Genomic DNA, 22,489 nt, shown 5'->3' on the forward strand with positions numbered 1-22,489 from the left:
GATCGGCGCCGGGGCTGATCGGTAGCGGATCACGGGTTGCATTCGGGGCAATGCCCCGGATCGGCATGGCGACGCCCATCGGGTCGCGGACGACGTTCCCGGTGGTCGCAGCTGGAGCATCCGTACAGCTGATGGCGGACCAGGATGCTCGGCGCCCCGCATGCTGCGCAGGGCAGACCGGTTTCGACGCCGACATGCCCATAGCCGGGCATGGCGCATGCGGGGCAGGGTATGGCGATCCGGTCGGCAAGGCGTTGCGCCAGCTTGGCAAGCGTCGCCATCCGCGTGGGGTTCATGTGTGCGCGCATGTCGGTCTGGATCAGGGCACGACCGTCCAGCGATCGCCCGGCGCACTCCCTGATGGCTGAGTCGAGATCGTTGTGGCGGCGTAGACCCTTGTGGATCGGCCCCGACGGCTTCTCGCCCGCCTTCACGATCAGCGCATGATCGGGAAATCTCACCCGCTCCAGAAAGGGGTGCAGGTTATCCTCCGGCCGCGCGAAGACATGATCGAACATCGGCGCGTCCTCGACCAGATATTCGGAGACCACGAGACCCTGCGCGTCGTCGACCAGGACCATCAGTTCGATCCCGCCCGGGATGAACGGGATATGCGGGTGCGGACCATAGCTGCCTTCGCTCGCCATCCCGAGCGACAGGCCGGTCGCCTTCATCCCCAGCCTGGCCTTTGCGATCGCGGCATCGCGGATGGTGCCGGCGCGAGCGATCTCTCCGGTGAACGTCCCAAGCGCATCCGTGTCGATACCGCGCGCAGGTACGACCGTCAGGCCGAGCCGGTCGAGCATGATATTCGCGACCGCCGCTTCCTTGCCGTGCATGGTGGCGAAAACGGCATGCCGACCGGCGTAGGGAGCGGACTGGGCGGCGAAAGGACGCGACTCACTATCGCTCACGCCGGCACCGGTTCAAGGTGTCGAACCTCGTGGTGATGGCGATCGCACCCCTCCCACTGCAGGTCGCCGACGTAGCGCCAGGCCATGCGGCCATGCTCATCGACCGCGAACAGATGCAGCCAGAGATTGTCGAACAGCGCGCGGACCTCTGGATGGCGCTCCAGTATCGCGCTGATCGCCTCGCGCGGGGCCTCGATCAGCACCGACAACCGAAGGGGCTCGTGCGTCAGCTTCTCGCCGTCATGGACCGACTGCCATGGCAGCCCCGTACGAAGAAGCCCGCCATTGCCCTCGACCACCCCGATGCCACCGGTCACATTGTGGAGCAGCTTGTTGCCGGCTCCGAAGACATCGGGCGCGACGGTCGACCCATAATATTGCAGGCTGATCCAGCTGGCGACGACGACCGGCGCCGTGAGGATCAACTCCAGGATGCCGAAGCCCTCGTCGCTGCGCCAGTCATAGTCATGAAGGAACGCCCGCCCGGCGAGATCCCGCCCGGACGTCCGTGACCGCGGTGCCGCGATAAAGGCCTGGCAGCCGGCCAGCGCCCATTCGGGACGAAGCTCGGCCCAGTCGCGCGCCCGGTAGGCAACGTCGTGCCCGTGCGACGCGCGAGGGAGCCGCAGCGCGCGTTCGGCGCGCGCAAGTGCACCCGCCGCCTTCAGCCAGCGCTCGGCCCGCGCAATGTCTCCGACATGATCGGCAACGTTCTGATCGGCGACGTAGAGCCTGACCTCGTCGGTCGTTGTGTCGTGCAGCGCGCCCACGAACAGCGTATCTTCCGGAATCGCGATGCCGCGCTTGTTCAGACCGGCCCGCACATCGCGCTGGTTGAGCAACGAAGCTAGCAGCCGCGCATTCACCTCGCCCGAATAGCCACCACACGCGCCGCAATGCAGCGCGCTGGCATGGGGATTGTTGACCACATTGGCACCGTGCCCGGTCAGCAGAACCAGTCGTGCGAAACCGCTTGTGAGCGACATGGCCTTGAGGATGCTCGTCGCCATCGTGAGCCGGGTCTCGAGATCGAGATCATGCGCCGGCCGAGGGGCGGGGTCGTCCGGTGCGGCGCGGTGCTTCAATGCCAGTCCATCGCGGATGAGCTTCGCGATATAGGTCGGACCGGCAGCCTCGACGAACGCGAAGGAGGAAATCGCCGCCATCCTGAAGCGGCCCCAGGCGCGTGAGGCGCGCGCCGTGATCCGCGCACCCAGATCCGCCTGATCTTCCGATGGTGTCGCGTGTCCCGAGCAGGTCTCAACGCCGGGAATCAGTAGGACAGGAAGCCGTGCCTCGACGATGTCGGAGGCGAAGCGACGATGGCCGATTCCCAGTCCGAAGAATCCGGCAAAGCCCAAGGTCGAGATCCCGGAATCGAGGCTTTCCAGCGCCCGGCGGAACACTTCGGACCGGACATCGATGCAGAACGCCATCTGCAATTCGGGCCGACCCTCGGGCGCCGGGGTCGACGAGGACTCGGCAAGGCAGGCGGCCAGTCGCCGCTGCGCCGTCCGTTCGGCTGCCTCCTGAAGGATCGCGTCGATCACATCGTCGGGCGTTGCCTCGACAGGCTCGGCATAGGCGGCGACAGTCGCCTGCCACTGCGGTTCGATGGCGGATCCGAATTGAGTCAGCAGGGCCGTTTCCCAGATCAGCCGGATGGCGAGCAGATCCGTCACGGACTTATCGCTTTCGCCGTAAAGTTCGGCCTGCCACAGGCGATAGCGCGCGAGTTGGCTCCAGCCGCCCATCGAACTCAACAGCCGGTGGAAATAGCTTTCCAGCGCAGCCGCAGGTAGCCCGAGCCTGGCGACGCATTCGATCAGCGCGCCTTCGGCATCTCCCGGCGCATCGGCCACGGTCTGCGCAAATCCGGCCAGTCCGGCGATCTCGGGCGTCAGGTCGTGCGTCGCCACCATGCGCCAGGCGTCATAGGCGCTGTCCGCACCTGCTCTGGTCCAAAGCGCCTGGCCCTCGTCGAAATGGCCAGCCGCCCAGTGGCTGATGCGGTCGTTGACGATGGCCGTCCAGTCGGTTGCAGTGGCATCGCCCGCAAGGTCGGCAAGGGTCGGCATCGCCCGGGCAGCGATGCGCTCGCTCTGCACCGCGTGCTTCAGCGCCGCGAAGCTCGGCGGCCGGAGTGCCGCCGGAGCGGCTTCGAACGACGCCTTCAACGCTTCCTCGGCAATCTCGCCTGACTGAAGTTTTTGGGCATACCAGGGGCGCGGCATCGTCAGGTGGACGCCGGCGACGCGCCGCAAACGCGCCGCGGTAGTTGCAAGCGGGTCGCTCGTCTGGCCGAGAAAGGGATTGACGGCGACATTCGAGGATAGCGGCCAGAGCGGCGGAATGGCACGCGCCGCGCGGTCGGCCGCCTCGATAACGAGATCGGGACACAGCAGCCGCGAAGGGGTGAGGGTCTTCAGCATCGATAAAGTCCTAGCGCGTGTGATTGGACGGCGTGTCGAGGCTCCAGCCGCCCAGGATCCGGTCGATCATGGCGTTGGCGTAGAGGCCGTTTGAAAGGTGGACGCGGAGACCCGCGGCGGCCGGGTGGGGTGCCCAGAGCGGGAACAGCGCCTGGGCAACCGCGACCAGACCGAAGCTGAGCACCGCGAGCGCCATCAGCGTCCATTGCAAGGGGCCGGGGGCCGGAGTCGCCGGCAGAACTCCGGCGGTCAGCCATTCCGCTGCGGTCTGGAGCGCGAAATATCCGATTGCTGCGGCGACGGCATAGATTGCGGTCTTGCGTAGCAACGGACGAGGCGCCGAATCTGCCATCCCCTGGGCAAGCAGATAGGCGACGCCGAAGATCAGGATGGCGCCGAGTGCCAGCGCCTGAGGCGACTTGTGCTCGAACCCGAAGGCAAGTCCGAAGGCGGCACCGATCCCGGCATAGAGCGCGAGCGCGATCAGGAACGCCTTGCCGACCGCCGCGGCGTCAGGGACCGCGACCGGCCCGGGTCGGCGAATGGCCGCCACCTGCTCGACCGCCCCGCCGGAGGACAGGAAGGCGTGCGCCTTGTAGAGCGAGTGGGCGACGATGTGGAGCAGGGCGAGCGGGAAGAGCGCAAGCCCGCACTGAAGGAGCATGAACCCCATTTGTGCGACCGTCGACCAGGCAAGCGAGGTCTTGATCGCCGGTTGGGTCAGCATCACCAATGCGCCGAACAATGCGGTAAAGCCACCAAGCATTGCCAACGCGGCGAGCACGCCGGGGGCACTGACCATCACATCGGCAAACCGGATCAGCAGGAAGCCACCGGCATTGATCACTCCTGCGTGGAGTAGGGCCGAGACGGGCGTCGGCGCCTCCATCACCTCGGTCAGCCAGCCCTGGGTCGGAAACTGCGCCGACTTCAGCAGCGCGGCGATCGCAAGCAGCGCCGCCGCCGCGGGAGTCAGCCACGAGCCTTCGCCCAGTCTCGCCAGCGTGTTGATCGCGGCGATATCGGTGGTGCCGTAGTCGATCCAGACCAAGAAGGCCGTGCAGATGAGTGCGACCGCGCCGATCGTCGAGAATAGACGCTTCTTGCGGGCTGCGCGCTGGGCGGCGATCCGCTCGGGGTAGAAGAGAAGCAGTCGATGCAGCGCGCTGCTCGTTGCGACCCAGCCGCCGACCAGCTGGACCAGATTGCCCGCCTGGACGAGCAGCAGGACCGCCGCCAGCGCAGTGCACAACCATCCGGTGAAATAGCCCTGCCGCGCCTCGCCATCGAGATAGGTGCGTGCGTAGCGCACCACGATCCAGCCGATGAACGCCACGAGGAGCAGCATGGTGGTGCTCACTGCATCGAGCCGTGCCGACAGGCCGATGCCATGCCATCCGATCAGGGCGCTTTCTCCGGGGCCGTGCCAGAACAGCAGAGCGAGCGAAGCGAGCGCGATTATCAACGCGCAGAAGGCGGCGCTCTCTGCGATGAAAGGCACCGCGGCGGGGCGGCGGCCGGCGGACACCAGTCCAGGGACGGCGGCCGTCAACAGCAGCAGCGGTGCAAAAAGCGGTAACAGATATGGCGACAAGGCAGCACCCCATGTCTCTTGTGTTTGGGACGCCTCCGGTAGCCGCGGGCAAATGCAAAAAATAATGCATTGTTGGCGCCGTGTCGTTCGCTAATATCGAACGATGGCCGGGCTCAACTACAACCATCTCCGCTATTTCTGGGCGGTCGCGCATGACGGGAATCTGACCCGAACTGCGGAGCGGCTGAACCTCACCCAGTCGGCGCTCTCGGTGCAGATCCGGAAGCTCGAGGCACAATTGGGCCACGCCCTGTTCGACCGTCGCGGACGGCAACTCCATCTGACCGAGGCCGGCCAGATCGCCCTCGACCATGCCGATGCGATCTTCGCGACCGGCGACGACATGCTGGGTACGCTGCGACAGACAGGGGCAGCGCGTCAGGCGCTGCGCGTCGGCTCGCTCGCCACGCTGTCGCGCAATTTCCAGATGGAGTTCCTGCGCCCCATCCTTGGCCGCACCGACATCGACCTCATTCTCCGGTCAGGCAGTGCGGGCGAGTTGCTACGGGCGCTGGAGGCGCTGAACCTGGATATCGTATTGCTGAACCAGGCACCGCCGGGCGACGCGCTGACGCCGTTTGTCACCCATCGGCTGGCCGAGCGCGCGGTCAGCCTCGTGGGTACGCCCGATCGCCTGGGGCACGCCGCCAGCCTGGCGGATCGGCTGGCGACCCAACCGATCATCCTGCCAACGATGGACACCGGCGTCCGAACGGGATTCGACTCGCTTGCGGATCGCCTGGGCGTACGGCCGCAGATCGTGGCCGAGGTCGAGGACATGGCAATGATGCGCCTCCTCGCCCGCGAGGATATCGGGCTGGCAGTCCTTCCACCGATCGTCGTCAAGGACGAGATCGCGGCGGGCGTGCTGGTCGAGGGCGATCAACTGCCTGGCATTGTCGAGACCTTCTACGCGGTCACCATGTCCCGGCGCTTTCCCAACCCCCTGGCCCGCCTGCTTCTTGAAACTCCGGGCGCGTCGGAAGGCCTGTAGCGTTCCGCAGGGGCGGCCGGGCTCGCCAGCGACTTCAATCAAGGGTCCAGGGTAGCAGCGAGGGCGCCCGTGCGGTGAACGCAACCTCGACGTTGCGCCCCACCAGTGGGACAGTTGCGGTTACAGGGTCGCCGGTAGCGACGCGTCCTTCATTTGCGAAGCTGGTCAGAAACGCGTCGATTTCGCGCGTTGCGCCGGCCGGCACTTCGAGCACACCGCTTCCCTGCCCCCCGCCATCGGCCTCGCCATTCAACGAGAACAGCGTCTTGCCTTGATCGTTATCTTCGCGGTTATCCATCATGTCGACGCCTGTGCGGTCTATCACAGTGCGCACATAGGCCTCACCGATAGCATGACGCATATGGATGGCCTTGACCGGAATCTTCACGGTCGTCGTCCCCCCGTTGTGATATCGGATCACCATGGAATTCGAGCCGGTGTCGGACCAGCGGGCGCTCACTCGCGCTTCCACCGCACTGTCGTTCAGAACAGCGAACTTACGGTCTTCAACCCTGATCCCGGCAGACGCCACCGGATGCAGGTCTCCGCCCGAGTCGGGCTGACAGGCAGATAGCGCTGCCACCGCGACAGCTAGCATCGCTGACGCGCGCATTATTGGCCCGATAGGGCTGCGCTCCCGGTGAGCATGAAGCGTCACCAGAACATCCAGGGTGGCCGAACTGCGGTGAAGGGCAGCTCGACGCTTCGAGAGGCCATCGGGATGACGACCATCACCCGATCGCCGCGCAAAACCCGCCTGCTGTTGGAAAAGGGGGTCAGATCAGCATCGACGATGCGCGTCGCGCCAATCGGCACCTCCAGCACCCCGGGCGCGAGGCCACCTTCATACGCTTTGCCATCAGGAGAATAGAGCGTCCTGGCTAAATCATTATCTTCACGCGAATCGGCCAGATCAACATTGGTTACATCGACGGCGGTGTGCAGTCCCGCCTCACCGAGCGTGTGACGCATCCCGATGCCTTTCATCGCAAGAGTCATCGGTTTTATGCCGATGTTGCGATACCGGATGATCATCGAATTCGAGCCGGTGTCCGACCAGCGCGCAGTAATCCGTGCTTCCAAATGGCCGTCCGTCAACACCGCCATCTTGCCGTCCTCGATTGTGACCCCGTCAGTTTTGACGGGGCGCATCTCTCCTCCCGAGTCCGGCTGGCAGCCTGACAATGCCAACGTAGCGATCAGCAATGCGGCTGACGCTCGTGCGGGAAACCTCAGGCGCATCATCTCCAATTCCGGCTTCCACCTGAAACGGGGCCGGGACTTGCCCGGTTCCTCTGCCAGAGCCGGAGCGGACCAGGATCGTCACCGATATGGACGGACTTGGCACGCCCCGTCTGACAGCCACCCGGGCAAATCGTCCCACCGCCGCGCGGATCGTTGCCAGCGGCGCGCGCAGATGAGAGACTGCGTTGTTCGCAGCGGGGCGGGCGTAAAGGATGAACGATATGAGACGCTTGGCGCTCGTCACGGGCCTGGCCGCGCTTGCGCTGCTGTCAGGCTGCGGCCGGGATGGCAATGAGAGCGAAAGGGGCAATATCACCGCACAGGCCGATAATGGCGGTGAGTTCATCGTCCCCGATGGCATCGTCGACAATGGCGCCGATGCCATCGGCAACGGCTCGGTTGGTTCGGCCGAGTCGGTGAAGCTGGCCGCCCGCGGGCTACGGATCGCCGATGCCAGCGGCGGCGATCGCCTCGTCGCGTTCGATACGCCGCGCGCCGAGACGCTCGACGCAGTGCGCGGTGCCCTGGGCGAGCAGACCGGGGTCAGCCATAATGATCAGTGCGGTGCGGGTCCTATGGGCATGGCCGAGTTCAACGGCGGGCTGACGCTCTACTTTCTCGAAGGACGTTTTGCCGGGTGGGACGTCGCGCCCGACGGGGGTGGTAGCTTCACCTCTTCATCTGGCGTCGGCATCGGATCGACGCTGAAGGCAATGCGCGAAAAGGCCAGCGTCGATGTCCAGGCGAACAGCAGTCTGAGTGTCGAGTTCAACACGGGTGGATTGTCTGGCCTTCTCTCCGCGGATGCCCCCGCCGGCACGGTCACCCGGCTCTGGGCGGGCAATAGTTGCATCTTCCGGTGATCGCTCCCGCAACGGAGGCAGACCAGGGTGCCGTGATTGCCCTTTGGCAGGAGTGCGGGCTGACGCGGCCATGGAACGATTCGGCAGCGGACTTCGCGCGGGCGCTGGCCGGCACCGACTCCGCGGTGCTGGTCATGCGCGATGACGGAGGGGATGGCGCCGGGCTGCTCGGCAGCGTCATGGTCGGCTATGACGGGCATCGCGGCTGGGTCTATTATCTCGCGGTGGCGCCGGATCGGCAGCGCGGCGGGATCGGCCGGGCATTGATGGCGGCGGCCGAGGACTGGCTGCGCGACTGCGGCGCGCCCAAGATCCAGTTGATGGTGCGCGAGGACAATGCCGCCGCGCTCGGCTTTTACGAGGCGCTCGGGCTCGAGCGGCAAAAGGTGGTGACGCTTGGTCGCTTCATCGGCAAGGAGGGATCATGATCGCGATCCACGGCATCAAGAACTGCGACACGATGAAGAAGGCCTTCACCTGGCTGGACGAGCATCGCATCGCCTATCAGTTCCACGACTATAAGAAGGAAGGCGTCGACCGGGCGCGGCTGATCAAATGGATCGAGGCTGCGGGGTGGGAAACGGTGCTCAACCGCGCCGGGACCACCTTCCGCAAGCTGCCCGACGAGGTCCGGGCCGCGGTCGATCGGGACAGCGCGATCGCGTTGATGCTGGACCAGCCGTCGATGATCAAGCGCCCGGTACTCGAATATCCCGGCGGGGTGCTGATCGGGTTCAACCCGGATCTCTACGCCCGCGCGCTCCTGTAACCGGGTGACGCGCGGGGCACGACGCGGCAAGGGGGCGGCATGAGCGACCCAGCCGCCTTCGAGTCGATCCGCGTTCGCGCTGCCCAGCACGGCCTGTTCGAGACGACGATCCTCCATGGACAACTGACGGACTCCGAACCGCTCAGCGCCGCGCTGGAAGCGGCGATCCGCACGCGGCGCGATGCGGACGCCGGGATCGCGCGGTCCAATGTCGGCGGCTGGCATTCCAGGACCGACATGCTCGATTGGGGTGGCCCTGCCGCGGCGAAGCTGGCCGACATGGCGATCCGCGCGGCGAAGCGCATGTCGCACTTCACCGGGACCCAGCCCGACTGGTCGGTGCGGATGTGGGCCAATGTCTCCCCGCCCGGCGCGCTGAACATGAGCCACGCGCATCCCGGCGTGCTGTGGGCGGCGGTCTATTATGTCGCGACGGGCGAGGCGGGGCAGGGCGGTGAGCTCTATCTGGAGGATCCGCGCTTTCCCCTGCCGCAGATGACCTGGCCCGGCTTTCGTGCGCTGGGCACCGATGGACAGCCGCAGGATCCCGACTTCCGCATCGCTCCCCGGCGCGGCGATCTGATCCTGTTTCCTGCCTGGATGCGGCATGGCGTCCGGCCCTATGAAGGCAAGGGTGAGCGGATCTCGATCGCGATGAACCTCTATGTGAATCAGCCGGCGGGAAACTGAGCCGGGGCGGACATGCCCGCCACTGGTGCGGCGGGCGCGACCGGTCTAGGAGCGGCACATGTCCCATGTGACCCTCGACACCTCGACCAGCCGCGCCAATCCGACGCCCAGCCCGCAGAAGCGCGTGACGATTCCTGCACTGCGCAATCGCAAGGGTGGCGATCCGATCGTGATGCTGACCGCCTACACCACGCGGATGGCGCAGCTGCTCGACCCCCATTGCGACATGCTGCTGGTCGGCGACAGCCTGGGTCAGGTGATCTATGGCCTTCCATCCACCCTGCCGGTCACGCTGGACATGATGATCGCACATGGCGCGGCGGTGGTGCGGGGCAGCTATCGTTCGGCGGTGATCGTCGACATGCCGTTCGGCAGTTACGAGGCGAGCCCGGAGGCCGCCTTTGCCAGCGCGTCGCGGGTGATGGCAGAAACCGGTGCCGCCGGCGTCAAGCTGGAGGGCGGGACGGCGATGGCTCCGGTCGTCGAGTTCCTGACGCGCCGCGGGATCCCGGTCATGGGTCATGTCGGCCTGACGCCCCAGGCGGTCAACGCGCTGGGCGGCTATGGTGCGCGCGGACGCAGCAACGCCGAACATGCCCAGATCCTCGACGATGCCAGGGCAATCGCGGAGGCCGGCGCGTTCGGGGTCGTCGCCGAAGGCGTGGTCGAGACGCTGGCGAACGAGATCACCGCGGCGGTGCCGGTGCCCGTCATCGGGATCGGGGCGTCCAACCAGTGCGACGGCCAGGTTCTGGTGATCGACGACATGCTGGGAATGTTCGAACGGACCGCCCGGTTCGTGAAGCGATATGACGATCTTGCCGGCCGTATTTCCGCCGCGGTTGAAACCTATGCGAATGACGTGCGGTCGCGGACCTTTCCGGGACCCGAACAAGTCTATGCGGCGCGTGATTGACGGGCTATCAGCGGCGATCCTGGCGGCCTTGCGGCCGCGATCGAATGCCACCCATGGAGTAAGTCTTGGCGCTTCCCCCGAGTAACACGTCCGAAGAAACCTTCATGCGCGAGGTCGACGAGGAATATCGTCGCGAGCAACTCCTCGGCTTCTGGAACAAATGGGGCCGCATCCTGGTGGGCGCGGTCATCGTCGGTCTGGTGGCGTTCGCCGGCTATCTCTATTTCAGCCACCGCAGCAACGCGGTCGCGGGCCAGCAGGGCGAGCAGTTCGATCTGGCGCTGGCCGATGCCGCGCAGCCGACCAAGGCCGACCCGATCCTCAGCAAGCTCGCCGCGGATGGCAATCCCGGCTACAGCGCGATGGCGCGGCTGAACCAGGCCGAGGCGCTGCTGAACAAGAAGGACACGAAGGGCGCCGCGGCGCTCTACGCCGCAATGGTCGCCGACACCAGGCTGCCGCAGCCCTTCCGCGACCGCGCGCTGATCCAGCAGACCATCGCCGAATATGACGGGCTCCAGCCGCAGCAGATCATCGACCGGATGAAGCCGCTCGCCATTGCCGAATCGCCCTGGTTCGGCCCCGCGGGCGAGCTGGTTGCCTCCGCCTATATGCAGCAGGGCAATCGGCTCGAGGCTGGCAAGATTTTCGCGCAGATCGCGCAGTCCAAGGGCTTCGTGCCCGACACGATCCGTCAACGCTCGGTTCAGATGGCCGGCGTACTTGGCGTGGACGCGAACGACAAGACCGAGGATAAGAAGGCTCAATGAAGAACCGTTTAAGGGTAGCGACGGCAGCCGCGGCGCTCCTGGCGCTGGGCGGTTGCGGCATTTTCAAGGGCGGCACGAAGACGACCCCGACCGTGGGTCAGCGCGTGCCGATCCTGGCGGCGGAGAACGAGATTCTGGCCGATCCGTCGCTCTCCGGCGTCGAGGTCACGGTGCCGGATGCCGCGCCCAATGCCAACTGGACCCAGCCGGGCGGCAACGCCGCCAAGGCGATGGGCCACCTGGAACTGGCGGCGAACCCCTCCAAAATCTGGTCGGTCAGCATTCCCGGTGGCAACAAGAAGGAGCGGCTGGCGGCCGCGCCTGCCATTGACGAGAATCGCCTGGTGGTGATGGACGTGCAGGGCATGGTCCATGCCTTCGCCGCGGATACCGGTGCTCAGCTCTGGACTGCGACCACGATCAAGGGCGACGAGAACAAGAACGCCCGCTTCGGCGGCGGCGCCAGTGTCGAGGGTGGCCGTGTCTATGCCTCGAACGGCCTGGGCGACGTCGTTGCGTTCGACGCGACCAACGGCACCGAGTTGTGGCGCAAGCGTCCCGGTGGTCCGCTGCGCGGTTCGCCCGGCATCGCCAACGGCCAGATTTATGTCGTCACCCAGGACAATCAGCTATTCGCGCTGAACCAGGCCGATGGCGAAGTGGTCTGGACGGCCGCCGCCAGCCTGGAATCGCAGGGCGTCTTCGGCGTCGCCGCCCCGGCTTCGGCCGCAGGCACGATCGTCGCCGGCTTCTCCTCGGGTGAGCTCAACGCCTATCGTTACGAAAATGGCCGGTCGCTCTGGGGCGACGTGCTGTCGCGCTCCAGCATCTCGACCTCGGTCTCGTCGCTGTCCGACATCGACGCGGAACCGGTGATCGACCAGGGGCGCGTCTATGCCGTCGGCCAGGGCGGACGCATGGTCGCGATGGAAATCAACAGCGGCACGCGTCTGTGGGAACAGAATATCGCGGGCATCTCCACCCCTTGGGTGGCGGGCGAGTGGATCTTCGTCGTGACCGACGATGCGCGGCTGATGTGCCTGTCGCGCGGCAGCGGCAAGGTGCGGTGGATCTCGCAGCTCCCCGGCTATCGCAACGAAAAGAAGAAGACGAACCCGATCAACTGGGTCGGCCCGATCCTGGCCGGCAACCGGCTGCTGCTGGTCAGCAGCGAGGGCGACATGGTTTCCGCGTCGATCAAGGACGGCAGCGTGACCTCGACCGTCCGGACCAAGGAGACGCTGACCCTGCCGCCGGTGGTGGCCAACAGCACGCTCTATCTGCTCGACGACAAGGGGCGGCTTACCGCCTATCGGTGAGCGGCTCGCCTTGGCGGAGCGCCATGAACAGGCGGCGGCGGGGGACACCCTGCCGCCGCTTTTTCGTTCGGCGTTCCCATTCTGCCCTCAAGACCCTAGAAGCTGAACCATGTCCTTACCTACCGTAGCCATTATCGGCCGGCCCAATGTCGGCAAGTCGACATTGTTCAACCGCCTCGTCGGCAAGAAGCTGGCGCTGGTCGACGATCAGCCGGGCGTCACGCGCGACCGTCGCGAGGGCGAGGCGACACTGCTCGGCCTCGATTTCCGGGTGATCGACACGGCAGGCTATGAGGATCTCGACGCAGCCACCCTGCCGGGCCGCATGCGTCAGCAGACCGAGGCCGCAGTGGCGCAGGCCGATGTCGCGCTGTTCCTGATCGATTCCCGCGCAGGGATCGTCCCGCTCGACGAGGAAATCGCCCGCTGGCTGCGGGCCTCGTCGACGCCGGTGGTCATCGTCGCCAACAAGGCGGAAGGCCGCGCCGGCGAGACCGGCGTGATCGAGGCGATGGCGCTGGGCTTCGGCGATCCGGTCCAGCTGTCGGCCGAGCATGGCGAGGGCATGGCCGACCTGTTCGAGGGGCTGCTCCCCTATATCGATCGCGACGTGGATGCGCCGCAGATCGAGGAGGACGACGAGTCTCCCGACGCGCCGCTCAAGCTGGCGATCGTCGGGCGTCCCAATGCCGGCAAGTCGACCCTCGTCAACAAGCTGCTCGGCGAGGACCGGCTGATCACCGGGCCCGAGGCGGGGATCACGCGCGATTCGATCTCGATCGACTGGGAATGGCAGGGGCGCAGCGTTCGCCTGATCGATACTGCGGGCATGCGCAAGAAGGCGCGCGTGCACGAGAAGCTGGAGAAGCTGTCGGTCGCCGACGCGCTCCGCGCGGTAGATTTCGCCGAAGTCGTTGTGCTGCTGCTCGACGCGACTAAGGGTCTGGAGGTCCAGGATCTGAAGATCGCGGACCGCGTGCTCCAGGAGGGCCGCGCGCTGATCATCACGCTGAACAAATGGGACGTTGCCGAGAACGCCTCCAGCCTGTTCAACGGCGTGAAGGGCGCGCTGGAGGAAGGATTGTCGCAGGCGCGCGGCATCCCGCTGCTGACCGTGTCGGCGGCGACCGGCAAGGGCCTCGATGTGCTGATCCGCGTCGCGTTCGAGACACGTGAAGCCTGGTCGCGGCGCGTCTCGACGGGCCAGCTCAACCGCTGGTTCGAACGGGCGATCGAATCGAACCCGCCGCCGGCGCCGGGCGGCAAGCGGATCAAGCCACGCTATGTCACCCAGGTGAAGAGCCGACCGCCCAGCTTCGTGATGTTCGGCACACGCGTCGACCTGCTGCCCGAAAGCTATCGCCGCTATCTGGTGAACAGCCTGCGGAAGGAATTCGACTTCGCCGCGGTGCCGGTTCGCTTCACGATGCGAGCGTCGAAGAATCCGTTCGATACCGACAAGGGGTGACGCACCGCATCGACGCGCGGGGCATGCGTTGCCCCTGGCCGGCGATCCGCCTGGCCAAGGCGCTGCGCGACCAAGGCAGCGGTGAAGTCGAGATCCTGGCCGACGATCCTGCGGCGCCGCGCGAATTGCGGCTTGTGGCCGATCATGCAGGCTGGAGCTTTGATTCCGAAAGCGAAGACGACAGACCGGTTTTTCGACTGAAGCGCTAGCGCATCAACGTGCTGTTTACGCAGTTGCCCTAAGGCTCGACCCGGTCTTCCGGGGATTGCGCAGAGGGTATTGGAATGTCGAGCGAGCAGCGTCCGCTGGTAAACTGGGACGCGTTCTCCCAGGCGCGGACGGGACTGGGAGCGAACTTCGTGCGGATCCTGGGCTATTTCCGCGAGGATGGCACCAAGTCGGTGCTCCAGATCGAAGAAGCGATGCGGTCGCACAATGCCGCGGCAATGGTGCTGCCCGCGCACACGCTGAAAGGCGAATCGCTTCAGTTCGGGGCGGAGCCACTGTCCGAAGTGGCCGAGACGATCGAGACGATCGCACGCCTGTGCGTCGAGAAGCGCGATACGCCCGATGAGGCACTGGCCCATGTCGTCGAGCTGCGGAAGCTGTTCGACACGACGCTGGCGATGCTGGAGCGCGAGGCCAATCCGCTGGTTGAGCGCAAGCCCGCCGCATTCGGGCGTCGCCCGGTCCTCTGAGCCCGGTCTGATAAGCGAACGGCCCGCGCCGGGAGCGGCGCGGGCCATTGCTATGCCTGGCGGCCGGACGATTGCCCGGCGGTCGGGTTACTCGCCCTCGCCCGCAGGCTTCGAGTTGAGCTGGACGTAATTCTCGATGCCCATCCGCTCGATCAGTTCGAACTGGGTCTCGAGCGTATCGACATGCTCTTCCTCGCTGTCGAGGATCTGACGGAACAGGTCGCGGCTGACATAGTCGCGCACGCGCTCGCTATGCTCGATCGCGTCCTTGAGCGTTGCGATCGCCTCGATCTCGAGGTCGAGATCGGCCTGGAGAATCTCGGCGACGGTCTCGCCGATGCGCAGGCGGCCCAGCAGCTGGAAATTGGGCAGGCCGTCGAGGAACAGGATGCGCTCGGCAACCTGGTCGGCATGCTTCATCTCGTCGATCGATTCGTGGCGTTCGAACTCGGCGAGCTTCTTGACGCCCCAGTGATCGTACATCCGGTAGTGGAGCCAATACTGGTTGATCGCGGTGAGCTCGTTCTTGAGCACCTCGTTCAGATATTCGAGGACTTTCGGATCGCCCTTCATCGCAACTTACCCCTGGGTTCGATTGAAATCAGGGGGCGGAATCTAGGCGCTTTGCGACGTCAGGAATAGCCGGAAAATGGCGGATTTCTGCGGTTTTCGCTTGCTGCGAACGCCAATCAATCGCTCGCATTTCTCGCCGTTGCGAGGCTTATGCAGCAGCGCGCTCGGCGTCGATGATCGCACGGGCGAAGGGGACGCACTGGCCGCATTTCGGCTGCAACCCCATGGAACGATAGGCCTGGCAGGCGCTCTTGGCGCCGTCCCGTGCCGCCGCACGAACGTCGCGTTCCCGAACCGCATTGCAAACGCAAACGACCATCAGAAGCCTCTTACCCTTCGCTCGGCCCCTTATGGGGATACTGCGAGTGATTCGCAACGGCTATTGCGTGTCTTTCGCAACTTGGCGTGTGATTCCTTCAGGCCGCTGAAGCAGCGCCGCCCCGAATCGGCTGGAGCCGCAATCGGGCGAGGCTGCGCCATAGCCATTCGAGCGGGCCATAGCGGAACCGTGCCAGCCAGGGTTGGGACCAGAGCAGCATCAAGCCCCAGATGGCGAACACGATTAGATAGAGCGAGGCACGGTCGAGATGGCCGTACCAGCCAAGACCGTAACCGTAGAAGATCGTTGTGCAGAGGATGCTGGTGGCCAGATAATTAGTGAACGCCATCCGCCCCGTGGCGGCGATACGCTGTGTCCAGGCACCGCCGGGTCGCATCGTCAACAGGATCAGGCTGATCCAGCCGACGACCATGATCGGCCGCAGCGGCACCGCCGCGGTGAAGGCGGTCAGTACCGAGAACAGGCTGAAACCGGCGTCGACCTGCCAGGCGGCCAGTGCGGCATAGGCCGGGATGCCGAGCCCCAGTCCGATCATGGCCGCGCGGCGATAGGCGGTGCGGCTCCACGCGCCGCGCAGCATGCCGGTGCGCAGGGCCGCCATGCCGAACAGCATATAGGCCAAGGTCTCCCAACCGAAGATTATCGTCATCGGCAACGGACCCGTCGGAAACTGGCGGAGCCGATCGGCGAGCAGGCCGGCATAGTCTCCGCGGTGGAGCGCCAGCGCGCGGGCGATCTCGTCTGAGGGCGGGATGCCGAAACTGCGCTGATATCCGGCAAGCGTCTGAGCGCCCCCGACCTCGGGAGCGCCGTTCTGGATCACATGGACCAGCACCGGGAACATCAGCGTGAAGAACAGGGTCTGGACGAGCACCAGCACGATGCCGAGCGCGATCAGCCGCGCGGGAGCCATGTGGCGGCAGAAATAGGCGAGGATGCCGATCAGGGCATAATGCGCCAGGATATCGCCGACCCATAGGAGATAGAGGTGGAGCAGGCCGAACACGAACAGCCAGGCCATCCGCATGAAATGCACCCGCGCCGGGCTTTCGCCCTTCGTCTCGGCGCGCTCGATCACCATCAGCGTCGAAGCGCCGAACAGGAACGAGAACAGCCCGCGCATCTTGCCGTCGAACAGCACGAAATTGACCAGATAGACTGCCAGGTTGATCCCGTCCGACCCGCCATAGGCGCGCGGGTTGTAATAGGCAGCCTCGGGCATGGCGAAGCCCACGATGTTGAGCAGCAATATGCCCATCACCGCGATCCCGCGGACCGTATCGAGCGATTGCAGCCGCACGAGCGGCCGGTCGGGTTCGATCACCGGCGCGCGATCCAGGCGATCGGCAGGCCGACCAAGAAGATGTGGCAGAACAGCTGGGTGAAGATCGCGGTCGGCGGCGGCGGCAGCGGGGTGCCGAAGCGCAGCGGCAGGACGATCAGGTTCATCACGACATAGGTGCCCAGGCCATAGATCACGCCCCAGGTGACCCAGTTACGCCGAAGCGCGGGGAAGCGGTCGACCGCGGTGACATAGGCCCAAACCATGATCGCCATCAGGATATAGTGGACGATGATGCCCAACGCAGCGCCCAGCGTGCCCCAGTCCCGGGCATCCGGGATCGGTCCGGCGGCGACGATCTTCGCCAGCATCTCGGGTACCGTGCGATGGGCGAAATACAGCGTCAGGCCGATCGAGGCAGCCAGGTCGAGCGTCCCCGCGACCAGAGTCCCGGTCACGATCCGTCGTTTCGCGCTCCAACCCCTGTGCATGACTGCGGCCTTTCGGGGCGCAGGATACCGGTTGGAGCGACGACACTCCAGCGCCTTGAGCCCAGGAAACTTCCTGCGGCCGATCGGCGGCCCGCAACGCCGATACCGGGCCGGTTTCGATCAGGTCAGCGCGCCGTCCTCGCCCATCAGCGCGGGGAAGAAGCCCTCATGCGCGACGCGCAGCTCGTCGAGCGTAACGGTCCAGTCGCCTTCCTCGAGTTCGAAGATCATGCGATCCTTGATCACCCGGCCCAGCGGGTCGGCGGGGACATCGGCAGCATGGGCCGCGGCCATGAAATCGGCCAGGCAGGTATCGCACACCGTCACGACGTACAGGCCCTGGTCCTCGCCGAAGAAGCTGCCCGCGACGCCGAAGGGCTGGGGTTCGTTGACCAGCACGCCCAGATTGGAGGCAAGCGACATTTCCGCCAGGGTGACGGCAAGGCCGCCGTCGGAAACGTCGTGGCACGCGGTGATGGCGCCCTTCTCGATCATCTTGCGGATGAAGTCGCCGGTGCGGCGCTCGGCGGTCAGGTCGACCGGCGGGGGCGGGCCGTCCTCGCGGCCGTGCACCTCGCGCAGCCACAGCGACTGGCCGAGATCGCCGCCGCGCTCGCCGACCGCCAGGACGGTATCGCCGGCATTCTTGAACCCGATCGTGCAGCTCTTCGACCAGTCGGCCAGCAGGCCGATCGCGCCGATCGCCGGGGTCGGCAGGATCGCCGATCCACCGCCGGTCGCCTTGCTTTCGTTATAGAGCGAGACGTTGCCCGACACGATCGGGAAGTCGAGCGCCACACAGGCCTCGCTCATCCCCTCGAGACAGCCGACGATCTGGCCCATGATCTCGGGCCGCTGCGGGTTGGCGAAGTTGAGGCAGTTGGTGACCGCCAGCGGGTTGGCCCCGACCGAGGTCAGGTTGCGCCACGCCTCGGCAACTGCCTGACGGCCGCCCTCGACAGGGTCGGCGAAGCAATAGCGGGGGGTGCAGTCGGTCGTGATCGCCAGGCCCTTCTGCGTGCCATGGACGCGAACGACCGCTGCGTCGCCACCGGGGCGCTGCACCGTGTCGGCGCCGACCATGTGGTCATATTGCTCCCAGATCCAGCGGCGGCTGGCGATGTCGGGCGAGCCCATCAGCGTGACCAGATCGCCGGCCAGGTCGGTGCTTTCCGGCACGTCCGACAGCGGGGCGCGCTCCGGCGTGGGCACGTGCGGCCGGTCGTAGAGCGGCGCCTCGTCGGCCAGCGGCGCGAGCGGGATGTCGGCGACGACATCGCCCTGCCACTTCAGCACCATCCGCCCGGTATCGGTGACATGGCCGATGACCGCGAAGTCGAGTTCCCATTTGCGGAAGATCGCTTCTGCGAAATCTTCGCGGCCGGGCTTGAGCACCATGAGCATCCGCTCCTGGCTCTCGCTCAGCATCATCTCGTACGGCGTCATGCCGGTTTCGCGCTGCGGCACGTCGTCCATGATCAGCTCGATGCCGACGCCGCCCTTCGACGCCATCTCGACCGAGGAGGAGGTGAGGCCGGCAGCGCCCATGTCCTGGATCGCGACGATCGCGTCCGACGCCATCAGTTCGAGGCACGCCTCGATCAGCAGCTTCTCGGTGAACGGGTCGCCGACCTGGACGGTCGGGCGCTTCTCGTCGGCATCCTCACCGAAATCGGCCGAGGCCATGGTTGCGCCATGGATGCCGTCGCGGCCGGTCTTCGAGCCGACATAGACGATCGGATTGCCGATGCCCGATGCGGCCGAATAGAAGATCTTGTCGGTATCGGCGATGCCGACGGTCATCGCGTTGACCAGGATGTTGCCGTCATAGGCCGGGTGGAAATTCACCTCGCCGCCCACGGTAGGCACGCCGACGCAATTGCCATAGCCGCCGATGCCGTGAACCACGCCCGCGATCAGGTGTCGCATCTTGGGATGGTCGGGCCGGCCGAAGCGCAGCGCGTTCATGTTGGCGATCGGCCGCGCGCCCATGGTGAACACGTCGCGTAGGATGCCGCCCACGCCCGTCGCCGCACCCTGATAGGGCTCGATGTACGAGGGGTGGTTGTGGCTCTCCATCTTGAAGATCGCCGCCTGGCCGTCGCCGATATCGACGACGCCCGCATTCTCGCCCGGGCCGCAGATGACCTGCGGGCCGGTGGTCGGCAGCTTCTTCAGATGGATGCGGCTCGACTTGTAGCTGCAATGCTCGGACCACATGACCGAGAAGATGCCGAGTTCGGTGAGATTGGGCTCGCGTCCCATCGCGTGCAGGACGCGCTCATATTCCTCGGGGCTCAGGCCGTGTTCGGCAACGATCTCGGGCGTGATCTGGGTCATGGCCCGTGCCCTTAGCGGGGGCTTTGGGATTCGTCACCCCATCGCGGCATCGCGCGCGACGATCGCCGCCGGCGGGGGCAGCCGATCGGCCACCCCGCCGACGGGATTACAGGATTTCGCGAATCTTCTCCGGCGGCCGGCCCAGGCGCACGCCGCGGTCGGTGCGAACCAGCGGCCGCTCGATCAGGATCGGATTCGCCGCCATCGCATCGAGGATCGCGTCGTCACCTGCGTCCTTCGGCAATGCCTTGGCCGCATCCTCGCCCTTGCGCATGCAGTCGCGCGGGCTGATCCCGGCCTTGGCATAGAGGTCGGCCAGCTCCGCGCGAGTCGGCGGAGTCTTGAGATACTCGATGACCTCGACCTCGACGCCCGGCGTCTCGTTCAGGATCGCCAGCGCCTCGCGCGACTTGGAACAGCGCGGATTGTGCCAGATCGTCGCCTTCACGCCGCCGGGTCCTGACGTGCCAGCCACTCCTCCAGCCACTTGATCGTGTAATTGCCCGACTGGAAATCGGGATCGTCGAGCAGCGCCTGGTGCAGCGGGATGGTCGTCTTCATCCCGTCGATCACGAACTCCTCGAGCGCCCGGCGCAGGCGGCGCAGTGCGCCCTGGCGGGTGGTGCCGTAGACGATCAGCTTGGCGATCATGCTGTCGTAATAGGGCGGGACGCGGTATCCGGCGTAGAGCCCCGAATCGACGCGAACGTTCATGCCGCCGGGGGCGTGATACTGCTTCACCGTGCCGGGCGACGGCGCGAAGGTGCGCGGGTCCTCGGCATTGATGCGGCATTCGATCGCGTGGCCGCGGAACTGCACGTCTTCCTGGCGCAGCGTCAGCGGATGGCCCTCGGCCACGCGGATCTGCTCACGCACCAGGTCCAGGCCGGTGATCGCCTCGGTCACCGGATGCTCGACCTGCAGGCGGGTGTTCATCTCGATGAAGTAGAACTCGCCGCCTTCCCACAGGAACTCGATCGTGCCGGCTCCGCGATACGCCATATCGGCCATCGCCTTGGCGCAGATGCCGCCGATCCGCTCGCGCTCCTCGGCCGACAGGATCGGCGAGGGGGCTTCCTCCAGCACCTTCTGGTGCCGGCGCTGCAGCGAGCAGTCGCGCTCGCCGAGATGGATCGCATTTCCCTCGCCATCGCCGAAGACCTGGATCTCGATGTGGCGCGGATTGCCGAGATATTTCTCGAGATAGACGGTGGCGTCGCCGAACGCCGCCTTCGCCTCGCTGCCCGCCTGCTGCATCAGCGTCTCGAACTGGTCTTCGGACTGGCACACTTTCATGCCGCGTCCGCCGCCGCCCGACGCCGCCTTGATGATCACCGGATAGCCGATGCTCGCGGCAAGCGCCTTGGCTTCCTCGACATCCGAGATCGCGCCGTCCGAACCGGGGACGAGCGGCAGGCCCAGCGCCCCGGCGGTGCGCTTCGCCTCCACCTTGTCGCCCATGGTGCGGATATGCTCGGGCTTCGGCCCGACGAAGATGATGTCATGGGCCTCGACGATCTCGGCGAACTTGGCGTTTTCCGACAGGAAGCCATAGCCCGGGTGGATCGCGTCGGCGCCGGAAATCTCGGCTGCCGAGATGATTGCGGGGATGTTGAGATAGCTGTCGGTCGCGCTGGGCGGCCCGATGCAGATGGCTTCATCGGCCAGGCGCACATGCATCGCGTCGGCGTCGGCGGTGGAATGCACCGCGACCGTCTTGATGCCCATTTCGTGACAGGCGCGGTGGATGCGCAGGGCAATCTCGCCGCGATTGGCGATCAGCAGCTTCTCGATCTTTTTCATGGGTCGGCTTACTCGACGACCACGAGCGGCTGGTCATATTCGACCGGCTGGCCGTTGCTGACGAGGATCGCCGTCACCGTGCCGGCTGCCGGCGCGGAGATCTGGTTCATCGTCTTCATCGCCTCGATGATCAGCAGCGTGTCGCCGGCGGCGACCTTCTGGCCGACGCTGATGAAGGGCTTGGCTTCCGGATTGGCCGCCAGATAGGCGGTGCCGACCATCGGCGACTTCACCGCGTTCAACGCTGCCGGTGCGGCGGCGGCCGCTTCGGCAGCGGCGGGTGCCGCGACCGCTGAAGGTGCGGGGCCAACTGCGGCGACGGGCGCTGCGGCCTGGACGACCTGCTGCGCCGCCTTGCGTGCCACGCGGATACGGCGCTCGCCGTCCTCCACTTCGATTTCGGTCAGCTGGGTTTCGTCGAGCACGGCAGCCAGCTGGCGCACGATCTCGATGTCGACCTGCATCGCTCCGTTATTGTTCTTGTCGGTCATTGTGACTCGTCTTTCGATGAAACCGCGCCCTGTGTCAGAGTCGCGCGGCAGCTTCAAGCGCAAGCATGTAGGACAGCGCCCCGAAACCGGCCACGGTTCCCTTGGCGGCCATGCCTACATAGCTATGGTGGCGAAATTCTTCCCGCGAGAGCGGATTGGACAGATGGACCTCGATCACCGGCGTGCGGATCGACCGGATCGCGTCGTACAGCGCCAGGCTGCTATGGGTGAAGGCGCCGGCGTTCAGCAGCACCGCCTTGGCATCGCGTGCCTGGGCCTCGTGCAGCCAGTCGATCAGATGGCCTTCATGATTGGACTGGCGCAGGTCGATTTCCAGATCGAGCAGGCGCGCACGGTCCTCGAGCTGTCCCGCGATGTCGTCCAGCGTGTCGTGGCCGTAAATCTCGGGTTCCCGCAGGCCGAGCAGGTTCAGGTTCGGGCCGTTGAGAACATAGATCGTGGCGGCCATGGATCCCCTTTCGGTTGCGGCGTGCGCG

The 22,489-nt window shown here is 65.9% G+C and carries 25 protein-coding genes; 11 read left to right on the top strand and 14 right to left on the bottom strand.

The window, feature by feature from the left end; all coding sequences use genetic code 11:
• Positions 1–29 precede the first annotated feature (29 nt).
• The 3 genes from ACZ1H8_RS13370 to ACZ1H8_RS13380 all read right to left on the bottom strand — a co-directional run bounded on the left by ACZ1H8_RS13370 (position 30) and on the right by ACZ1H8_RS13380 (position 4,898).
• Entirely contained in the window at positions 30–839 is an 810-nt protein-coding gene (locus tag ACZ1H8_RS13370) for a DUF6671 family protein (protein WP_465177663.1), read from the bottom strand.
• Positions 840–910: 71 nt separating this feature from the next.
• Positions 911–3,346, bottom strand: coding sequence for a YbcC family protein (locus ACZ1H8_RS13375; protein ID WP_465177664.1), 2,436 nt, complete (start codon positions 3,344–3,346; stop codon positions 911–913).
• A 10-nt stretch (positions 3,347–3,356) separates the two neighbouring features.
• Positions 3,357–4,898, bottom strand: coding sequence for a proton-conducting transporter transmembrane domain-containing protein (locus tag ACZ1H8_RS13380; protein ID WP_465177665.1), 1,542 nt, complete (start codon positions 4,896–4,898; stop codon positions 3,357–3,359).
• 145 nt (positions 4,899–5,043) lie between these two features.
• Here ACZ1H8_RS13380 and ACZ1H8_RS13385 point away from each other — a divergent pair, with 145 nt between their 5' ends.
• A complete protein-coding gene (locus ACZ1H8_RS13385) occupies positions 5,044–5,934 on the top strand; it encodes a LysR family transcriptional regulator (RefSeq protein WP_465177666.1) in 891 nt (296 codons plus the stop codon).
• Positions 5,935–5,968: 34 nt separating this feature from the next.
• Here ACZ1H8_RS13385 and ACZ1H8_RS13390 read toward each other — a convergent pair whose 3' ends face one another.
• Together ACZ1H8_RS13390 and ACZ1H8_RS13395 are read right to left on the bottom strand one after the other, a co-directional pair.
• Positions 5,969–6,547, bottom strand: a complete 579-nt coding sequence (locus tag ACZ1H8_RS13390; RefSeq protein WP_465177667.1) for a hypothetical protein — start codon at positions 6,545–6,547, stop codon at positions 5,969–5,971.
• A 41-nt stretch (positions 6,548–6,588) separates the two neighbouring features.
• The gene (locus ACZ1H8_RS13395) at positions 6,589–7,086 is read right to left on the bottom strand and encodes a hypothetical protein (RefSeq protein ID WP_465177668.1); all 498 of its coding nucleotides are present in this window, start codon (positions 7,084–7,086) and stop codon (positions 6,589–6,591) included.
• A 314-nt stretch (positions 7,087–7,400) separates the two neighbouring features.
• Here ACZ1H8_RS13395 and ACZ1H8_RS13400 point away from each other — a divergent pair, with 314 nt between their 5' ends.
• The 10 genes from ACZ1H8_RS13400 to ACZ1H8_RS13445 all read left to right on the top strand — a co-directional run bounded on the left by ACZ1H8_RS13400 (position 7,401) and on the right by ACZ1H8_RS13445 (position 14,672).
• Positions 7,401–8,042, top strand: coding sequence for a hypothetical protein (locus tag ACZ1H8_RS13400; protein WP_465177669.1), 642 nt, complete (start codon positions 7,401–7,403; stop codon positions 8,040–8,042).
• Positions 8,039–8,470, top strand: coding sequence for a GNAT family acetyltransferase (locus tag ACZ1H8_RS13405; RefSeq protein WP_465177670.1), 432 nt, complete (start codon positions 8,039–8,041; stop codon positions 8,468–8,470). The genes ACZ1H8_RS13400 and ACZ1H8_RS13405 overlap by 4 nt, the downstream gene beginning before the upstream one ends.
• A complete protein-coding gene (locus ACZ1H8_RS13410; RefSeq protein ID WP_465177671.1) occupies positions 8,467–8,811 on the top strand; it encodes an ArsC family reductase in 345 nt (114 codons plus the stop codon). Before ACZ1H8_RS13405 ends, ACZ1H8_RS13410 begins: the two co-directional genes overlap by 4 nt.
• Positions 8,812–8,850: 39 nt before the next feature.
• Positions 8,851–9,501: a TIGR02466 family protein gene (locus ACZ1H8_RS13415; RefSeq protein WP_465177672.1), complete on the top strand. Its 651-nt coding sequence runs from the start codon at positions 8,851–8,853 to the stop codon at positions 9,499–9,501.
• 58 nt (positions 9,502–9,559) lie between these two features.
• Positions 9,560–10,417 carry a 3-methyl-2-oxobutanoate hydroxymethyltransferase gene (gene panB / locus ACZ1H8_RS13420; protein ID WP_465177673.1) on the top strand — a complete coding sequence of 286 codons (858 nt, stop codon included), beginning with the start codon at positions 9,560–9,562 and terminating at the stop codon, positions 10,415–10,417.
• A 65-nt stretch (positions 10,418–10,482) separates the two neighbouring features.
• Positions 10,483–11,187 carry a tetratricopeptide repeat protein gene (locus tag ACZ1H8_RS13425; RefSeq protein WP_465177674.1) on the top strand — a complete coding sequence of 235 codons (705 nt, stop codon included), beginning with the start codon at positions 10,483–10,485 and terminating at the stop codon, positions 11,185–11,187.
• Positions 11,184–12,506, top strand: coding sequence for a PQQ-like beta-propeller repeat protein (locus ACZ1H8_RS13430; RefSeq protein WP_465177675.1), 1,323 nt, complete (start codon positions 11,184–11,186; stop codon positions 12,504–12,506). Before ACZ1H8_RS13425 ends, ACZ1H8_RS13430 begins: the two co-directional genes overlap by 4 nt.
• A 109-nt stretch (positions 12,507–12,615) precedes the next feature.
• A complete protein-coding gene (gene der, locus ACZ1H8_RS13435) occupies positions 12,616–13,974 on the top strand; it encodes a ribosome biogenesis GTPase Der (protein ID WP_465177676.1) in 1,359 nt (452 codons plus the stop codon).
• Complete coding sequence (locus ACZ1H8_RS13440; protein WP_465177677.1) at positions 13,971–14,183, top strand: sulfurtransferase TusA family protein; 213 nt, start codon at positions 13,971–13,973, stop codon at positions 14,181–14,183. The genes der and ACZ1H8_RS13440 overlap by 4 nt, the downstream gene beginning before the upstream one ends.
• A gap of 75 nt (positions 14,184–14,258) precedes the next feature.
• The gene (locus tag ACZ1H8_RS13445) at positions 14,259–14,672 is read left to right on the top strand and encodes an Hpt domain-containing protein (RefSeq protein WP_465177678.1); all 414 of its coding nucleotides are present in this window, start codon (positions 14,259–14,261) and stop codon (positions 14,670–14,672) included.
• 87 nt (positions 14,673–14,759) lie between these two features.
• Here ACZ1H8_RS13445 and bfr read toward each other — a convergent pair whose 3' ends face one another.
• From bfr to aroQ, 9 genes are all read right to left on the bottom strand, one after another.
• Entirely contained in the window at positions 14,760–15,245 is a 486-nt protein-coding gene (gene bfr / locus ACZ1H8_RS13450) for a bacterioferritin (protein WP_465177679.1), read from the bottom strand.
• 148 nt (positions 15,246–15,393) lie between these two features.
• Positions 15,394–15,564, bottom strand: coding sequence for a (2Fe-2S)-binding protein (locus ACZ1H8_RS13455; RefSeq protein ID WP_346248260.1), 171 nt, complete (start codon positions 15,562–15,564; stop codon positions 15,394–15,396).
• Between the two features lie 97 nt (positions 15,565–15,661).
• The gene (locus ACZ1H8_RS13460) at positions 15,662–16,909 is read right to left on the bottom strand and encodes a DUF418 domain-containing protein (RefSeq protein WP_465177680.1); all 1,248 of its coding nucleotides are present in this window, start codon (positions 16,907–16,909) and stop codon (positions 15,662–15,664) included.
• Complete coding sequence (locus ACZ1H8_RS13465) at positions 16,906–17,325, bottom strand: hypothetical protein (protein ID WP_465177681.1); 420 nt, start codon at positions 17,323–17,325, stop codon at positions 16,906–16,908. Before ACZ1H8_RS13465 ends, ACZ1H8_RS13460 begins: the two co-directional genes overlap by 4 nt.
• A 153-nt stretch (positions 17,326–17,478) precedes the next feature.
• Positions 17,479–19,698 (bottom strand): phosphoribosylformylglycinamidine synthase subunit PurL, encoded by a 2,220-nt coding sequence (purL, locus tag ACZ1H8_RS13470; RefSeq protein ID WP_465177682.1) that lies wholly within the window; start codon positions 19,696–19,698, stop codon positions 17,479–17,481.
• 106 nt (positions 19,699–19,804) lie between these two features.
• Positions 19,805–20,146, bottom strand: a complete 342-nt coding sequence (gene arsC / locus ACZ1H8_RS13475) for an arsenate reductase (glutaredoxin) (RefSeq protein ID WP_465177683.1) — start codon at positions 20,144–20,146, stop codon at positions 19,805–19,807.
• Positions 20,143–21,501 (bottom strand): acetyl-CoA carboxylase biotin carboxylase subunit, encoded by a 1,359-nt coding sequence (gene accC, locus ACZ1H8_RS13480; RefSeq protein ID WP_465177684.1) that lies wholly within the window; start codon positions 21,499–21,501, stop codon positions 20,143–20,145. The genes arsC and accC overlap by 4 nt, the downstream gene beginning before the upstream one ends.
• Before the next feature lie 8 nt (positions 21,502–21,509).
• Positions 21,510–21,992 (bottom strand): acetyl-CoA carboxylase biotin carboxyl carrier protein, encoded by a 483-nt coding sequence (gene accB / locus ACZ1H8_RS13485; RefSeq protein ID WP_465177685.1) that lies wholly within the window; start codon positions 21,990–21,992, stop codon positions 21,510–21,512.
• A 34-nt stretch (positions 21,993–22,026) separates the two neighbouring features.
• Positions 22,027–22,461: a type II 3-dehydroquinate dehydratase gene (gene aroQ, locus ACZ1H8_RS13490; RefSeq protein ID WP_465177686.1), complete on the bottom strand. Its 435-nt coding sequence runs from the start codon at positions 22,459–22,461 to the stop codon at positions 22,027–22,029.
• Positions 22,462–22,489 lie beyond the last annotated feature (28 nt).

The organism is Sphingomonas sp. BL-S-25, assembly GCF_055521555.1.

Excerpts from the sequence above, each read along its gene's own strand:
- ACZ1H8_RS13410 (WP_465177671.1), top strand. The coding sequence starts at position 8,467 with ATGATCGCGATCCACGGCATCAAGAACTGCGACACGATGAAGAAGGCC.
- accC (WP_465177684.1), bottom strand. The coding sequence starts at position 21,501 with ATGAAAAAGATCGAGAAGCTGCTGATCGCCAATCGCGGCGAGATTGCC.
- ACZ1H8_RS13400 (WP_465177669.1), top strand. The coding sequence starts at position 7,401 with ATGAGACGCTTGGCGCTCGTCACGGGCCTGGCCGCGCTTGCGCTGCTG.
- der (WP_465177676.1), top strand. The coding sequence starts at position 12,616 with ATGTCCTTACCTACCGTAGCCATTATCGGCCGGCCCAATGTCGGCAAG.
- ACZ1H8_RS13375 (WP_465177664.1), bottom strand. The coding sequence starts at position 3,346 with ATGCTGAAGACCCTCACCCCTTCGCGGCTGCTGTGTCCCGATCTCGTT.
- accB (WP_465177685.1), bottom strand. The coding sequence starts at position 21,992 with ATGACCGACAAGAACAATAACGGAGCGATGCAGGTCGACATCGAGATC.
- ACZ1H8_RS13395 (WP_465177668.1), bottom strand. The coding sequence starts at position 7,086 with ATGCGCCCCGTCAAAACTGACGGGGTCACAATCGAGGACGGCAAGATG.
- ACZ1H8_RS13455 (WP_346248260.1), bottom strand. The coding sequence starts at position 15,564 with ATGGTCGTTTGCGTTTGCAATGCGGTTCGGGAACGCGACGTTCGTGCG.
- ACZ1H8_RS13370 (WP_465177663.1), bottom strand. The coding sequence starts at position 839 with ATGCACGGCAAGGAAGCGGCGGTCGCGAATATCATGCTCGACCGGCTC.
- ACZ1H8_RS13385 (WP_465177666.1), top strand. The coding sequence starts at position 5,044 with ATGGCCGGGCTCAACTACAACCATCTCCGCTATTTCTGGGCGGTCGCG.
- aroQ (WP_465177686.1), bottom strand. The coding sequence starts at position 22,461 with ATGGCCGCCACGATCTATGTTCTCAACGGCCCGAACCTGAACCTGCTC.
- bfr (WP_465177679.1), bottom strand. The coding sequence starts at position 15,245 with ATGAAGGGCGATCCGAAAGTCCTCGAATATCTGAACGAGGTGCTCAAG.
- purL (WP_465177682.1), bottom strand. The coding sequence starts at position 19,698 with ATGACCCAGATCACGCCCGAGATCGTTGCCGAACACGGCCTGAGCCCC.
- ACZ1H8_RS13430 (WP_465177675.1), top strand. The coding sequence starts at position 11,184 with ATGAAGAACCGTTTAAGGGTAGCGACGGCAGCCGCGGCGCTCCTGGCG.
- ACZ1H8_RS13415 (WP_465177672.1), top strand. The coding sequence starts at position 8,851 with ATGAGCGACCCAGCCGCCTTCGAGTCGATCCGCGTTCGCGCTGCCCAG.
- ACZ1H8_RS13445 (WP_465177678.1), top strand. The coding sequence starts at position 14,259 with ATGTCGAGCGAGCAGCGTCCGCTGGTAAACTGGGACGCGTTCTCCCAG.
- ACZ1H8_RS13390 (WP_465177667.1), bottom strand. The coding sequence starts at position 6,547 with ATGCGCGCGTCAGCGATGCTAGCTGTCGCGGTGGCAGCGCTATCTGCC.
- panB (WP_465177673.1), top strand. The coding sequence starts at position 9,560 with ATGTCCCATGTGACCCTCGACACCTCGACCAGCCGCGCCAATCCGACG.